The 15,799-nt window shown below is 44.7% G+C and carries 13 protein-coding genes; 4 read left to right on the top strand and 9 right to left on the bottom strand.

The annotated features are described in order from the left end of the window. Window positions 1-84: 84 nt before the first annotated feature. Together FFM64_RS03240 and FFM64_RS03245 are read right to left on the bottom strand one after the other, a co-directional pair. Window positions 85-1,638: an ABC-F family ATP-binding cassette domain-containing protein gene (locus tag FFM64_RS03240; protein ID WP_137606567.1), complete on the bottom strand. Its 1,554-nt coding sequence runs from the start codon at window positions 1,636-1,638 to the stop codon at window positions 85-87. Between the two features lie 87 nt (window positions 1,639-1,725). Next, window positions 1,726-2,313 carry a GNAT family N-acetyltransferase gene (locus FFM64_RS03245; RefSeq protein ID WP_137606568.1) on the bottom strand — a complete coding sequence of 196 codons (588 nt, stop codon included), beginning with the start codon at window positions 2,311-2,313 and terminating at the stop codon, window positions 1,726-1,728. A 174-nt stretch (window positions 2,314-2,487) separates the two neighbouring features. On the opposite strand from FFM64_RS03245, the gene FFM64_RS03250 reads away from it, so the two are divergent. Then, entirely contained in the window at window positions 2,488-2,868 is a 381-nt protein-coding gene (locus FFM64_RS03250) for a VOC family protein (RefSeq protein WP_223876879.1), read from the top strand. 580 nt (window positions 2,869-3,448) lie between these two features. On the opposite strand, the gene nagE is transcribed toward FFM64_RS03250, so the two are convergent. The 6 genes from nagE to FFM64_RS03280 all read right to left on the bottom strand — a co-directional run bounded on the left by nagE (window position 3,449) and on the right by FFM64_RS03280 (window position 11,239). Then, on the bottom strand, window positions 3,449-5,434 hold the full coding sequence (gene nagE / locus FFM64_RS03255; RefSeq protein ID WP_223876880.1) for an N-acetylglucosamine-specific PTS transporter subunit IIBC: 1,986 nt from the start codon (window positions 5,432-5,434) through the stop codon (window positions 3,449-3,451). A gap of 224 nt (window positions 5,435-5,658) precedes the next feature. After that, the gene (locus tag FFM64_RS03260) at window positions 5,659-6,630 is read right to left on the bottom strand and encodes a ketopantoate reductase family protein (protein ID WP_137606570.1); all 972 of its coding nucleotides are present in this window, start codon (window positions 6,628-6,630) and stop codon (window positions 5,659-5,661) included. 499 nt (window positions 6,631-7,129) lie between these two features. Continuing rightward, entirely contained in the window at window positions 7,130-8,020 is an 891-nt protein-coding gene (locus FFM64_RS03265; protein ID WP_137606571.1) for a DegV family protein, read from the bottom strand. A gap of 168 nt (window positions 8,021-8,188) precedes the next feature. Next, entirely contained in the window at window positions 8,189-9,496 is a 1,308-nt protein-coding gene (locus FFM64_RS03270; protein ID WP_137606572.1) for a homoserine dehydrogenase, read from the bottom strand. 35 nt (window positions 9,497-9,531) lie between these two features. Continuing rightward, window positions 9,532-10,401 (bottom strand): homoserine O-acetyltransferase/O-succinyltransferase family protein, encoded by an 870-nt coding sequence (locus FFM64_RS03275; RefSeq protein ID WP_137606573.1) that lies wholly within the window; start codon window positions 10,399-10,401, stop codon window positions 9,532-9,534. A 391-nt stretch (window positions 10,402-10,792) separates the two neighbouring features. Beyond that, on the bottom strand, window positions 10,793-11,239 hold the full coding sequence (locus tag FFM64_RS03280) for a hypothetical protein (RefSeq protein WP_137606574.1): 447 nt from the start codon (window positions 11,237-11,239) through the stop codon (window positions 10,793-10,795). A gap of 519 nt (window positions 11,240-11,758) precedes the next feature. Here FFM64_RS03280 and trpX point away from each other — a divergent pair. The 3 genes from trpX to FFM64_RS03300 are packed head-to-tail and all read left to right on the top strand — an operon-like array spanning window position 11,759 to window position 14,434. Further along, a complete protein-coding gene (gene trpX / locus FFM64_RS03290; protein WP_307722839.1) occupies window positions 11,759-12,763 on the top strand; it encodes a tryptophan ABC transporter substrate-binding protein in 1,005 nt (334 codons plus the stop codon). Continuing rightward, on the top strand, window positions 12,760-13,668 hold the full coding sequence (locus tag FFM64_RS03295; RefSeq protein WP_137606575.1) for an ABC transporter permease: 909 nt from the start codon (window positions 12,760-12,762) through the stop codon (window positions 13,666-13,668). Before trpX ends, FFM64_RS03295 begins: the two co-directional genes overlap by 4 nt. Continuing rightward, the gene (locus FFM64_RS03300; protein WP_137606576.1) at window positions 13,655-14,434 is read left to right on the top strand and encodes an ABC transporter ATP-binding protein; all 780 of its coding nucleotides are present in this window, start codon (window positions 13,655-13,657) and stop codon (window positions 14,432-14,434) included. The genes FFM64_RS03295 and FFM64_RS03300 overlap by 14 nt, the downstream gene beginning before the upstream one ends. Before the next feature lie 491 nt (window positions 14,435-14,925). Here FFM64_RS03300 and FFM64_RS03305 read toward each other — a convergent pair whose 3' ends face one another. Further along, a complete protein-coding gene (locus FFM64_RS03305) occupies window positions 14,926-15,798 on the bottom strand; it encodes an NAD(P)-dependent oxidoreductase (protein WP_263389374.1) in 873 nt (290 codons plus the stop codon). Between the last annotated feature and the right edge of the window lies 1 nt (window position 15,799).

Genomic DNA, 15,799 nt, shown 5'->3' on the forward strand with positions numbered 1-15,799 from the left:
ATGCCATTCCTGCTTTCATTTTCAATCATAAGTTAAATAATAGCACGAAAAAACGACACCCATCACTGGATGACGCTCATCATTTTAGCCTTGACGTTCTTTAAGACTTAATTTTTCAACGTTTAATTCTTTATCGACCCAGCCATCCACAAAACTGCTTTCATGACTAACCAAGATCAAGTTTCCTGGGAAGCTCTGAAGAGCCTGTTTTAAGCCTTCTTTAGTTTCATCATCCAAATGATTGGTCGGTTCATCCATAATCAAGAAGTTGCTTGGAATGAGTTCCAATAACGCCAACTTGACCTTGGTCTGTTCCCCACCACTCAATAAGTGCATTGGTTTCATGGCATTGGCAGCGTTGATCCCACACTTGGCTAATTTCGTCCGAATCGTCTTCGGCAACATTGTTGGATAATCATTTTGAATGGTCTGTAATGGTGTCCAATCCGGATGATCCCAATCTAAATCTTGATTGAAATAATTGATTTTAGCCGATGGTGAAAAGTTTGACTTACCACCTAATGCTGGAATGACCCCCAAGATTGATTTGATCAAGGTTGACTTACCAACCCCATTGAACCCTTTAAAGGCCAGCTTTTCGCCATTCGTCATCGAGAATGTGACGGGTGCCAATAATGGCTTGCCATACCCAACAGACAACTTAACGACAGCCAAAGCGTTTTGCGAGCCCGTATCCAAATAAGGAAAAGCAAAGCTCGCATGCGCATTTTCACTCGGTGGATCGACCCGATCCAAATGCGATAGCATCTTTTCCCGTGACTTAGCCATTGTCGACTTCGAACCAGCCTTGTTTTTGCGAATGAACTTTTCAGCCTTGTCGATCACAACTTGTTGTTTTTCAAAGGCTTTCAATTGCGCTTGCTTCCGGGCTTCCTTTTGACGCATTGCTGATTTGAAATCACCACGATACTTAATAATCTTGCCAAAGGCGACATCGCAAATACAATTCGTGACGTTCTGTAAGAAATCATAATCATGGGAAATGACCATGACAGCGCCGCGGAACCCATTCAAATAGTCTTCCAACCATGAAATGTGCGCCGTATCCAAGTAGTTAGTCGGTTCATCCAAGATAATGACATCTGGATTTTCAAGCAACAACTTAGCCAAGATAATCTTGGAACGTTGCCCACCAGACATCTCACTAATTACGTGGTCGCGGCCAATTTCATCTAAACCTAGACCAGTAATGACCCGTTCCATTTCGGTTTCAATATCATAAAAATTATTGGCTTCCAAAGTTTCCTGAATCCGACCGGCCCGTTCCAGCAAACCATCATCCATACTCGTTGCATAGTCGGCGTAATATTGCTGCATATTAGCATCCATGTCGTACAACCGTTGGAAGGCCGTTTTCAAGAAGGCATACAACGTCATACCGGCAGGAATATCTGCATATTGGTCTAAATAACCCGTCCGCAAATTCCGTTGCCACTTGATCTCACCTTCCAAAGGTAAAATTTGTCCCGTTAAAATCTTAATTAGGGTACTTTTGCCGGCCCCATTTTGACCGACAATTCCCATATGATCGGCCCGTTCTAGTGTAAAGTTAGCGTCTTCGTATAACTTACGATCGGCGAAGCTTTGCGACAGGTCTTTTACTTCTAGTAAAGCCATTTTGTTTTCATCCTACGCTTTCATTAATTAACTCTGCAAAACAGGCCCCGTTGACTAACGAGGCCTGCAAACTAAGGTTTAGCGGCGCTATGCCATGACTAAATCCTTATCTAACTCATATTGCATGTGGAAATACATGTGATCCCCAATCGGCTTAATCCCGACCGTTTCATAATCATGACGATCATAAAGCTTCTTGGCGCCAGGGTTAGCCATATCAACGTTTAAACCGATCCGTTTTTGACCGGCTTGACGGGCGTACTTTGGCAATGCCGCTAATAAACGACCACCAATCCCGTGTCCTTGATAATTAGGATCAACCGCAATTGAGTCCAAGTACCATTCATGTTCATAACTCTCTGCTTCAGCTTCAAACGCTGAACCAAACGCATCGTTGCCCGCGGTGACCCGCGCTAGCACGTCATCCACGGCATCTTCATTCTTGTCCGGGTAACCAAATGCCACCCCGACCACTTGACCATCGGCCTCGGCCACTACCGTTGTTGCTTTTTCAGACAAATAAGCTGGTGTCTGATAAGCCGCAGTAATGGCCTGCTCTAAGTCAGGTTCTGGAATGTCGTCTAGTTCCTCAAGTTGCATTTCATCAAAGATCATATTAATTAGCGGTGCTATCTGGCCCGCGTCATCCTGATCAGCTGGTCGAATCGTTATCACAAATAGTCCTCCTTCTTAGTAGTTAATACCTTACTATGAATCGCCGTGGTTGTCAAAAGTCAAGCTGCGTCAAAAGTGCTCCACTAACCGTTGATGACCGTTTTTCGGCTGAGACTGGTTGGGTCTGCACGTGGTATACTTGACGTTGAAATAATTTTGAAGGGATTTGAGCCTGTGAATATTCGTGACATTGATCATATTGTCCTGACCGTCACTGATTTACCACGTACCTTACGCTTCTACCATGAAGTTTTTGACTTACCAATCATTACTTTCGACGGCGACCGCCAAGCCGTATTAGTCGGCAAGCAAAAGATTAACTTTCAAGTCGTTGACGAACCGCACGAACCAGTTGCTGCCAAACCAACACCAGGTAGTGCCGATCTGTGCTTCATCGCCAAAGATCCGATTGAAAGTATCCAGCACCATTTGAAGAGTTACTTTGTTGAAATTGTTGCAGGTCCGGTCGAACGAACTGGTGCGCATGGCAAATTAACTTCCTTATATGTGCGTGACCCTGACAACAACTTGATTGAAATCAGTAATTATCACTAGAACTCAAAAATCGTCCAGCCGAATTGGCTGAACGATTTTTATTATTTAACAAAAGGTTGAAAAACTTTAAGGCATCACAAATGTCACAGTACCAGTAACCATTACATCTAAAGTAGACTTACCTAAATTTAGCGCTCCGTCAGTCAAAATCGGTGTGCTGTGGGGGACGGCGCCAGCCAAAGTACGGTCTGGTGCCTCACTTCAAAGCCGAAAAACCACGTCTTTGAAGTGCCCCGTGAGATTAGTCAACCAAGAACGCCGACTAATCTCGCCGACACCGCACACCGATTTTGACCGACTCCGCTAAACGTAAATAACTACTGACTTAGCTAGAGGCTAATGCCGATAGCATCAGACGTGCAGGTGGCGTTTAACCGGCGCTTTTTTCCGGCCTTACCCCACGGACGATCCGGTAGATTTGCAGTTTTGGCAAAGCTTCCGAGCGAGGATCAAGACACTTCTAAGGCTTGATCCGGTCTCTCGTCCGCATGTTATCGGCAACAACCGGAAGCGGCAGTGAGCGACTAGTTTTCATAGGTTGTAAAAATCAGTTGCACTTTTCTGCTTACGCGTTTCATTATTATTCGGCGGCACCAACAATATCCCCAGCTACAACCGATTCAGTTTGATTCAACGTTAATTTTTGAACGTGATCCATATTCGTAATCACAACCATCATCGTGGTGGCCTTGCCTGCCGCCTTGATGGCATCTAGATCAACAGTCGCAACCGCGGTACCAGCGGCAATTTGGTCACCCTTTGAGACGTGTAGTGTGAATGGTGTGCCACCCATTTCAACGGTATTAATCCCCATGTGTAGCAAGATTTCCAACCCTGAGGCCGTCTTTAATCCCAATGCATGTTTGGTTGGGAAGATACTGGTTACTTCACCACTGACCGGCGCCACAATTTCGTTAGTCGTTGGTTCGACCGCATAGCCATCTCCTAACAGCTTCTGCGCGAAGGTCTCATCCGCAACCGCACTAATTGGCATCAAGGACCCAGTGGCTGGTGCTTGCAATACCGTTGTTAACGGCACTTGTGTCGTTTCAGTGGCAGTTGTTGCGACCGATCCGACCGTTGGCGTTTCAACCGAGTTCGTAGCTGTTGCTGGCGTCATTGCGACCTTACCTTCAAATAGGGCCTGTAACGCTTCTGCCACGAACTGTACTTCCGTCCCGATGACAATATGAATATTGTGAACATCCAAGATATTCAATCCTGGGACCCCCGCTGCCTTAACAGCTGGTTGATCAACTTTACCAGTATCTTTCAATTGCAAACGCAAACGCGTCGTACAGTTGCTAATCACACTGATATTATCATGCCCACCAATGGCCGCATAGATCTGTTTGGCTTGGCGCATGAATTTATCATCCGTTGCGTCAGCCGCGACCATTGCAGTGGCACCCGCATCAGTCGCAACCGCAGCAACGGGTTCACGACCGGGTGTTTTTAAATCAAATTTTTTAATCGCAAAATCAAAGCCAAAGTAATAAATAACTGCCATCACTAAACCTTGAACAATTAGCATATAGGGTTTATTCGCCAGTGGCATCCGGAAACTCAAGAGGAAGTCCACCAAACCACCACTAAACGAAAAACTTGCCGTCCAATGCATTAACGCCGCGAAGCCTAACGAAAGGCCCATAAAAACTGCATGTAACACGTATAATGGCCAAGCAACAAACATAAACGAAAATTCCAAGGGTTCAGTCACACCGGTGAAAAATGAGGCGAACGCCCCAGCTAACATTAAGGAACCCGTTTCTTTCTTATTTTCAGGTAAGGCATTGCGGTAAATCGCGTACGCCCCGGCTGGCAAACCAAACATCATGATTGGGAAAAAGCCGGCTTCATACATTCCAGTCACACCTTTAACACCCTTGCTGGCCCAGAAATTGCCAATATCGTTAATCCCGGCAACATTGAACCAGAAAACTGAGTTCAAAGCATGGTGTAAGCCAGTTGGAATCAATAATCGGTTGAAGAAACCATACAATGCCGCGCCAACAAAGCCCAGTTTAGAAATACTGGTGGCAAAGGTCACCATAGCACCGTAAACGACTGGCCAAGCGAAATACATGGCTGCGGTAAAAAATAGCATCGCAAATGCCGCAATGATGGGCACTAATCGCTTACCACTAAAGAAAGAGAGCGCCATTGGGAGCTTCACTTCATGGAAACGATTATACAGTGCGGCGGCAATCAAGCCAGCACAAATCCCAACCAACACATTTTGATCAACGTACTTGAACGCCTCATTTAATGAAGTTGGTTTAACATTTAATAAATTAGCCAACCCAATTGGATTGGTTGGATTAAGCATCGTCGTTGGAACCAGATAGGCTACGACCCCAGCAATAGCTGCCGCGCCATCCTTATTCGCAGACATCCCAATCGCCAAGCCAACGGCGAATAGTAGCGCTAGGTTGTTTAAAACAACATCCCCACCGTTAATCATAAAGCGAGATAAAATCCACGCTTTTGGTAAATAGTTACCGAGTCCCACTAAAATTGCCGCCGCCGGTAATGTGGCGATTGGCAACATGAGTGATTGACCCATTCTCTAAAAATATGTCTTCATACCAATTTCTCCCTGATCTCTTTTTCAATACGTTGTAAATCCTATCACAACGTAGTGTTTCAGGAAAGTTACTCCAGCGATTTTCAGTATAGACCAATTGCAACTGTGAACGTTTCCAACCTTATAATGTAACCTATTTAATTCTATAAAAAAAGTTCTGAAATAATTCAGAACTTTTTCATAAAGATTCTTCAAATATGCATTTAGACCTGAACCGGAACTGTTGGCTGTTTATACTGACGCATCATTTCGGCTAAATGGACTTCTTGGGTCACAAATTCATGCACGCGACAAACATAATCATGCTCCCGGCCAATTTTAGCAATATAGCCGTTAATATAATCGACTTCCGTTGGGCGTCCCTTGGAGAAATCTTGATACATTGAAGGGTAATGGTATTTATAAGCGTGACTGATTGTTTCCACGGAATCAATTTCTTCTTGCCGAGTTTCAATCAGCTTAATCCCCGCCCGTTCGCAAGCATCATAGGCTTCATTAAAGAGTTGCGTCGCCATGTCTTTGACTCCAGGATAAGTAATGAATTGCCCCATTTGAATTTCAAACATCGTGCATAGACTGTTGGTCACCGCATTAAACACGACTTTTGAAAGACACATGCCCATAAAGTTATCGGACCAAATTGGATTCAAATCGGCAGCTTTAAAATCTGCCATGACTTGATCAGTCACTGCGCCACGCTCGCCAGCATACTGGCTCATATGCATGGTCTCACTCCCAACAGCCCCCATAAAATCGACCGACCCAGGACCATTGAGAACCGTTGCAATCATCGCCGTGCCGCCAATGATATGCTCGGCTGGAAAATATTGTGCAATTTTTTCGAAATGCCCCATCCCATTCATCGCCGAAAAAACAAACTGGTCGTCATGAAATAAATGAGCATCGCGCTTGAGCTCATCCGCAAGCTGCATCTGTTTCTTAAAGATGATCCAGACATCAGGATGCCCTTTATATTCCTCTGGCGTATAAATATTGATAGGAACCAGTCGTTGATCAACATGATCACGAGCCACTTGCACCCCACCCTGTTCGCGAACCTTGGTCACATTTGGCAACCAACTTTCGATAAAATCAACATCGACCCCAGCATTTTCTTGCAACATGACGCCGTAACGATAACCCATTGCACCCGCACCAATCATTCCATATTTCATCACTAACAACTTCCTTTCGACTAATTGATATGTGTAAATCTTTTATAATATGACAAAACTAAGTATAACGACTATGTGTTTTGATCTTTTTGACACTTATGTGTTTAAAACTGGACGAAAAAACGGCCTTCGGATAATCATATCCAAAGGCCGTTTACACGGGTTCCCACCTTAATTTGATTAGCCCTCACAAGCTAATCCTCAGCACGTTCAAAAAAACTAAACGTGTGCACGTTAATGGGTGCGCCCAGCAAACCTCGAAAAGTTCGCGCCAAGGTCTGAGCTTTAACTAAATTGCCATGACACCTTCCCAACTAACGGTGCTTTCTAAGCATGTCAACTTAACGACTCCTTCAAACCATTATGGCTTTTCATCAAGTTTTAATGTTATTACCATATTATCATTTTACGATTTTGTCAAACAATCTAGCAGAAACCATTGATTCTTAATCAACAGCTAGTCAGATTGCGATTCAAGCACCTTGCTGACTTAAGATTCTTAATTGGTCTGATTCAACGTATTTAATAACGGCTTCCAATCTAATGACCAGATCAAGCCCAAAGCATGCTCACCAGTCAGTGTTCCCATTAACGGCCCAATTTCACCCGTTTTAACCCGAACAGCTGGAAATTGGTAACGTAACTCACTAGCCCAATCTTCTGCGATTTGAGGATCGTTCGCGCTAATCACATCTAGGCGGACCGGTAGTTGTTGCGTAATCACAAAGCGGTCAAACTCATCTTGAACCGCCTGTTGTGCATTCTTTAAAGTTCGTTCCTTGCCCAACACTTGTAATTTGCCATGATCGTTAAATGTAATAATTGGCTTATTGCGCAACACCATGGTCCCCGCTAAACTACTATTGTTATAAATGCGACCATTCTTGACTAAATGCCGCATACTATTGACGATAAAGACCGTCTTGGTCATGTCACGGAGCCGGTGTAGTTGTGTCAGAATTGCGTCTAAGTCATAGCCCGCTAAGGCCATGGCTGCCGCTAACTTCACCATGTTAGCCGTCCCCGCACAAGCTGTTTGGGAGTCAAAAACTTGCACATCCAAGCCTTCAACCGATGGCGCATAAGTTTTCAGATTATTAACGTAGCCACTAATTCCGCTACTGAGCCCAATGACCAGCACATGATCGACCCCAGCTGCCTTCAACTCATCAAAGACCAGTTGCATTTCCGGCATCGAGATTTGTGACAAAGTCGGGATATCCTTTTCGACTTTTAATAACCGATAGAATTGATCGGCGGTAATATCAACATTTTCATGATAAACGTGATTACCAAACATAATCGGATCCTTGACCACGGTAATTTTATAATCAGCCGCTGCACGTGCCGATAAATTGGCCGAGCTATCAGTGACAACCGCAATTTTCATTTGTTTCACTCCAATTCAGGATGGCCGTAACCCTAATCAGTCACGGTATACTAGCCACCTTTTAAATACGCTCAAGTGCACGTATTGACGTTTTAAGTCATCAAAAAAAGACACTTACGTACAGTATACTGTACGCAGGTCTCTTTTTTCAAACTTGTCCAAACAGAATTAAGCTAATTTAACAATCTCACGTGCGACTGGCTTTGAACTGGTCTGTCGCTTCGCAGTCAATGCCCAATCCGTTGAAAAAGCAATTGGCAACGCCGTGACCGCCTTGTGCCCACAAAGTCTAATAAAGTCTGCCAATTGGGTTGGTGTGATTGGACTCGACTCATAACAATTTCTTGTTTGACCAGTTATTGAGAAATGACGATTATTAGCGCATTTTTCTATTGTGATTGTTGATAATTTTGTAAATAATAAATAACGCTGCACAGTTTGACTTAATGACCGTACCGATAATTGGGCTTGGTTCCGATTAAATGCCGTGCCACAAGCCGGTTGCCCCAAGTGTTGGGCCGCGACAAGGACATCATTTAAAACACTATTAGCCGTCGCGGTACTGCCGGCACCAGGTCCGGTGTATAAACTATGACCAATCGCCTGGCTCGTCACGGCGACACCATTTTGAACCCCGTTAACACGGCTTAACGCTGACTGATTGGGGACTGCCACCGGCGCCACGCGACAATAAAGTTGTCCCGCCTGCTGTTGAGCCTCGGCTAACAATTTCAAGTGGTAGCCAGCCTGCGCCGCTTGCTGGCATTCTATCGCCGTGATCGCCGTCAGTCCAATTGGCTGAATCTGTGACAAGGTCAAGGCTTGACCGAACGCAAAATGGCTCAGAATCATCAACTTATAACTGGTATCCAGACCGCTCACATCGTTGGTCGGATCACTTTCAGCGTAACCGGCTGCTTGTGCCGCTGTTAGCGCTTGTTGGTAGGACTGCCCAGTCGCCGTCATCACACTCAAAATATAATTAGCTGTACCATTGATGATCCCGACAACTTGCGACACGCTATCGGTAGCATAACTATCCGTTAACGTCCGCAAGATTGGGATTCCCCCAGCAACGCTTGCTTCATAAAACAAATCACAGTGTTGCCGTTTGGCGAGTGCGATTAGCCGAGCTCCCGCGGTCGCTATCAGATCCTTGTTCGCAGTGATCACCGATTTGCCATGTTGTAATGCCGTACTTATCGCAGCCTCTGCCGTCGTGAGCGTACCCATTACTTCAATCACAATTTGAATATGCGGATCGGACACAACCGACTGAATCGAGTCTGTTAATCGCGTCCCAATTGGTAACTCAACCGCACGGGGAGCGTTTAAATGATGGACGGCAACTGCTGCTAAGTGTAGCCGTAGTCCCTGTGTCTGTTCAATTTTTGACGCGGCTTGTCTTAGCCGCGTGATTACACCACTGCCCACGGTTCCGAATCCTAGCATGCCCACTTCGATTGTCTCTGTCATTTAAAACACCTTCCTGTGCTAAATTTTAGGCGAGCTTACAGGCTCACTTTTGCCAATACCAGCGTTTCAAGCCAATTTTGATAAAACTGACAACTAGCTGTTTGCCAACTATAGTTAATCTGTTGTAACGACTGATCGGTAAAATAATTCTGAGGTAAGTTGATTGGGAGTTGCTTACGACGATCCCGAAAATACTCATTAGCTAACGTCTCAGCCTCATATTCTGGATGACCGGTCACGTAGACGGCCCTGTGTTGTGGTGCCGCTAAAATCAGCGGCCCAATCTCATCATTTTCTGCGACGACTTGTAATCCGGTCGGCAAATTAGTGGGTATCACCAATCTTGTATGTCGCGATTGGGGCATTTTCAGTGTCCCGTCAGCGCTTAAGCCACTCACCAAATGCGATTGTGTGGCCACATTGCTGGCCTGATAGATTCCAAATATTTTTTGTTTGGCGAGTTGTTTTTGAATATTAAATTGATAATATAGCCCAGCTTGGGCAGCCCAACATTCAAACAGGGTTTCAGTCACGTGTGTCTGTGCCCAATCGACGATTGTTTGAAACTCTTGCCAGTAGTCAACCGCTTCAAAGGACAACTGCTCAACTGGTGCACCGGTCACGATCAAACCGTCATAGTGTTGGTCAGCAATCTCTGCTAGTGTCACATAATTTTTAGCAACCAATGATTTTGGCAGACTCTTAAAATGATGCGTCTCAGGATACATAAAAGTCACTTCAACATCTACGCTCAGAGCAGCAAAGCGGTTTAAAAATTGCCGTTCAGTCGTGGCTTTAGTTGGCATTAAATTTAAAATTAGAAGACGACTTGGTTGCGTCCCGTGTGGCCGATTAACCCATTGTTGCTGCGCTTTTAATAATCCATTCACTACCGTTACTGTCATCTGCTGACTCCCTCTCTGCCGGTTACAAACCAAAAAAAGCTTTCATCCATTAGTCTCTCTAAAAGAAACTAACGGACGAAAGCTTTCGCGTTACCACCGTAATTCATTGTCATCTCACAATGACAACCTCGACAAGTACCCTAAAATGAGGATACTCCGCAATATATCGGTTGCCACCGCCATGCGTAGCCATTGTGACCCGCATCATGACTCCAAGCTCATCTTCACGTCATTGATAATTGCTCCTCACACCATTTCGAAGCTCTCTGAAAAATTATCGCCAACGCTACTCTTCTCTTCAACGTCTTAATTACTTTTTAATTTAAGGCTAATTTACCACCGGTTTTTCTAATTGTCAACTCATAATTCGACTTCTTTGGTTTCTAACAACTCAAGCCTCTGCCGGATTATTCCAGGCAATAATCTGCCGAACTAAAGTAGCTTGATCAACTGGTAATGCCTGTCGGCGGCGTTTCAAAAAAGGATTGGCCAACTTGACGTGACTGGGATAACTGATTTGATAGCCGACTGAAGTTGTAGAAAAATCAGTCATTTTTTCACCTTGGTAATCGTTGATATAAGGTGCGACACGCCCTGAAAATTTTAATTTATCCCCAGGTTTTAGCTCGCCTAAACGACGAAAGTCTTTTGTTAAATCTAACCACAAATTCAGCATCAGCAGCTGTTTACCATTCAACCGAATCGTAGTTAAGAGAACTGTGGGAACGTCATGAGCCGCCCCAGGTCGCGTGCCATACCGTTCAAAAACACCAGTAAAATGATAACGGGCTGCCGTTCCCAAGTCTGCCAATTGTTGCTGCATCGTCAACTCACTCAAAGCTATGTTCCCCTTTCATTTGCTAACCAATTATAGCAAACGTACGTTCGACAAACTAGTGATAAGCCAATATTTATCTTTTAATTTTTTAAATCAATTCAGACTAAAACAAATTTTTATTACAATATAAGCCCGCATTTCTTTTCAAACCAGTGGGCGCGACTTTCACAACAAATTCTAATTTTTAACTTGACAGCCTTTTTATCATTGCCTATACTGAATTTATTCAATAACGAAAGCGAGGAACCAAGGATGACAATGCAAGTAAGTTTCAATTTGAATAGTTCATGGCAAAGCCGGCGATTCAGATTGTAATTCCGTCACACGGATACAATCTGGCAAACAGTTTGTATCTGTGCCGACTTAACTTTGTTATCTAAAGAAGTCTGCATGGGTTTTAGACACAGCAGGCTTCGGTTCCGTAAAGGGCAGACCAGAGCTTACTGGTTTGCCCTTTTTTATTTTGTCTCACCCATGCCCTGCAAAAAAGGTTTGAAAATTTTAAGTTGAGGTGAACATATTTTGAAACGTATGATTGCATTTATTAGTGCGTTAGTCGTCTTCCTCGGGGTTGCCTTCTTCATGACAGGCAATGGCAAGCAAACAGCTAACACCAAAAAAGTTCCGACCGTTGGGATACTCCAACTCCAGACCCATCCCGCATTAGACGCGATTCATCGCGGTGTTGTCGCGGGATTAAAAGAATATGGCTATGTGCCAGGAAAAACGGTCAAGATTGATTACCAAAACGCACAAGGTGATCAAAGCAATTTAAAGACTATGAGCCAAAAATTCGTCAACGAAGATGCTGATGAAGTCGTTGGGATTGCGACTCCCGCTGCTCAAGCTTTAGTTTCCGCGGCTGGTAAATCAACGCCAGTGATTCTCGCTGGTATCACAGATCCATCCGGAAGCGGCTTAATTAAAAGTGATTCACACCCCGGCGCTAACGTTACTGGGACATCTGGTGAATCACCATTAAAGTCCCATCTTGATCTCATGCGTGAACTCGTGCCAAACACCAAAACGGTCGGCATCATTTACACAACTTCCGATCATGGTGGTGAATATAACGCCAAGAAATTCGCTAAGATTTGTAAACAAGAAGGCGTTGCCTACAAGATGTTTACCATCGCAAATACCAATGACATGCAAACTGTTGCTGAAAAGATGGCTTCCGAAGTTGATGCGGTCTATGCCCCACAAGATAACGGCGTTGCGAGCGCAATGAAGACTTTAGTCTCCGTCACCAACAAAGCCAAAGTCCCAGTCATTCCAGCCGTAGACACCATGGTAAAAGCTGGTGGACTTGCCACCTTATCCGTTGATCAGTATCAATTAGGTAAACTTTCCGGTGAAATGGCCGCTAAAGTCTTAAAAGGTAAAGATACTTCTGATTATGCAATTAAGGTCATCAGTAAAGGTAAAATGACCCTCAATTTATCAGAAGCGAAAAAACTTGGTATCACCTTCCCAGCCAGCGTGCTAAAGGAAGCTAAAACGAAAGGGGTCGTTTATCAATGAGTATGATTGTTTCTAGTATTGGGCAAGGCCTCTTATGGGCCTCACTTGGGGTTGCTTTATTCCTCACCTTCAGAATTTTAGATTTTGCTGATATGACCGTTGAAGGCACTTTCCCATTGGGCGCCGCCGTGGCAGTCACCGCGATTGCTAATGGCATGAACCCTTACTTGGCTTCTGGCTTGGCCTTTGTCGCCGGCGCGCTTGCTGGCTTGATCACCGCCCTGCTTTACACCAAAGGAAAAGTTCCCATTTTACTCGCTGGGATTCTAGTCATGACCGCTTGTTCTTCCATTAATTTGCGCGTCATGGGCGGCAGTTCTAACGTCTCACTCCTAGGTAAAACGACGATTTTCTCCGGAGCCTTCTTAAAATCATTACCAAAATATTTTGACAGTGTTTTTGTCGGCTTAGTCGTGATCGTCATTATTACGGTCCTCTTAATACTATTTTTACAAACAAACTTAGGCCAAGCCTTTATTGTCACCGGCGATAATCGCGTGATGGCCCGTTCCATTGGGATTAACACCGACAACATGACGATTATGGGATTGATGGTCTCTAACGGGATTATCGGTCTCGGCGGTGCCCTGATCGCCCAAAACAACGGTTACGCCGATGTCAGCATGGGAATTGGGATCATCGTAATTGCTTTAGCTTCCATCATTATCGGTGAAGTTGTCTTTGGTGAATTGACTTTGAACCAACGTTTAGTTGCAGTGACCCTAGGTAGTGTTATTTACCAATTCGTTCGCTTACTCGTCTTGCAACTCGGTTTCAATACCAACGATATGAACCTCTTGTCTGCCTTAATCTTGGCCATTTGCTTGATGTTGCCACGATTGAGCAAAGCACTACATTTAAATCATGTCATCAAGAAGGGAGTTGCCAAATATGACGCAGAATAAAGCCCCATTATTATCATTGACTAACATCGTCACCAAGGTGAACGTAGGCACACCGAACGAAGTCTCAATCTTACAAGGTTTAAATTTGGACGTATACGATGGCGACTTCATCACCGTTCTCGGTTCCAACGGCGCTGGTAAATCGACCTTATTCAACACAATTGGTGGCGGCTTACCAGTCGACAGTGGTCAAATTTCACTGAATGGCAAAGACATCACCCATCTTTCCGTTGAAAAACGCACGGCTTTCTTAGCTCGCGTCTTCCAAGACCCTAAAATGGGTACGGCACCACGAATGACGGTTGCTGAAAACTTACTTTTGGCGATGCACCGCGGCAAGCGGCGAACGTTACAATTACGCCGACTCAAGCAGTCACTTCCACACTTCAAGGAAATCACCGCCACGATGAAAAACGGTTTAGAAACGCGGTTGAGTACCGCCACAGAAAACTTATCTGGTGGCCAACGACAAGCATTGAGTTTCTTAATGGCGACCGAACAACGGCCAGACTTACTATTATTGGATGAACACACAGCGGCCTTGGATCCCAAGACATCCGCTGAACTGATGCATCAGACCAATGAACGCGTCACCCAAGAGAAATTAACTTGCCTCATGATCACTCATCATTTGGATGATGCTTTGAAATATGGTAATCGTTTAATTGTGCTTGACCAAGGAAAAATCAAATTTGATGTCCGTGGTGCTGAAAAAGCGGCATTAACTAAAGAAAAGTTACTAAGTTTCTTCGATACGATCGAATAATGAGCTTCGATCTATCAAATACTAAAGGCCGCAAGTTAAAAATTGCCAGCGCCACTACATCAATAATCAGGCAGGGAAAAATAGTACATTACTGCCGCTTCCGGTTGTTACTGATAACATCCAGCTAATCAGTAGTTTTAAGGGAATAAATCAGTTATTTATGCTTAGCGGAGTCAGTCAAAATCGGTGTGCGGTGTCGGTAAGATTAGTCGGCGTTCTTGGCTGACTAATCTTACGGGGCAATTCAAAGACGTGTTTTATCGGCTTTGAATTGAGACGCCAGATCGTACTGTGGCTGGCGCCGTCCCCCCACAGCACACCGATTTTGACTGACGGAGCACTGAATTTGGGTGAGGCTACTTTAGATATAACCGTTACCGGCACTGCTGCCATTGTGATGCTTTTGAAACTTTTAACCTTTAGTCAAAATATAAAAGCTGTTCAAAATCCGTTTGAGATTTTGAACAGCTTTTTTTGATAAACTATCAGGCCTAGACCGACTTGGCATCGTAACTATTAATTAGCCCTTGTGTCCCCTGATCACCAAGGTCTTTCACATCAACCATCACTTCATACAACCGCTTAGCTTGAGCTGTTGCGACAAGGTCTAAGCCCATCGCATCCGCCTCACTCAATGCAATTCGTAAGTCTTTTAAGAAATGGCGGGCGAAGAAACCAGGCGTGTAATCACCCTTTAGGATTCGTGGCACATAGTTATCCATGCTCCAATTATCAGCACCACCACTTGATAACGTGCTCAGTACCTTTTTCGGGTCGAGCCCAGCGGCCTTAGTATAAAGTAACATTTCCGTTAACCCAGTCATGGTGCCAGCAATCATAATTTGATTCGCCATCTTTGCGTGTTGACCGGTGCCAGCGGGGCCAAAGTGATTGACTTGATGCCCAATCACCTTAAATAAAGGCTGCATCGCTTCATAAGTAGCGTCATCACCGCCGACCATAATGGTTAAGGTGGCGTTCTTTGCTCCGATGTCCCCACCAGAAACGGGCGCATCCAAGGCATGAAAACCATGGACGGTCGCATAATCAGCGATTTTAGCGGCTAATTTTGGCCGACTAGTCGTCATATCAATCACGGTTTTACCAGCTTTTAAGCTCATAAAAATTCCCTGATCACCAAAATAGACTTGCTCAACATCCGCTGGGAAGCCCACCATTGTGAAGACAACATCGCTTTGTGCGGCCACCGCTGCTGGGGTATTTGCCCAAGTGGCACCTGCCGCAACCAAGGCATCCGTCTTGCTTTTAGTTCGATTATAAACTGTTAACTGGTAACCAGCCGCCATTAAATTCTTCGCGATGGCGGCACCCATGACACCCGTACCAATAAATCCTAATTGCATG

The organism is Lactiplantibacillus daoliensis (assembly GCF_005405005.1).
Lineage (GTDB): Bacteria > Bacillota > Bacilli > Lactobacillales > Lactobacillaceae > Lactiplantibacillus > Lactiplantibacillus daoliensis.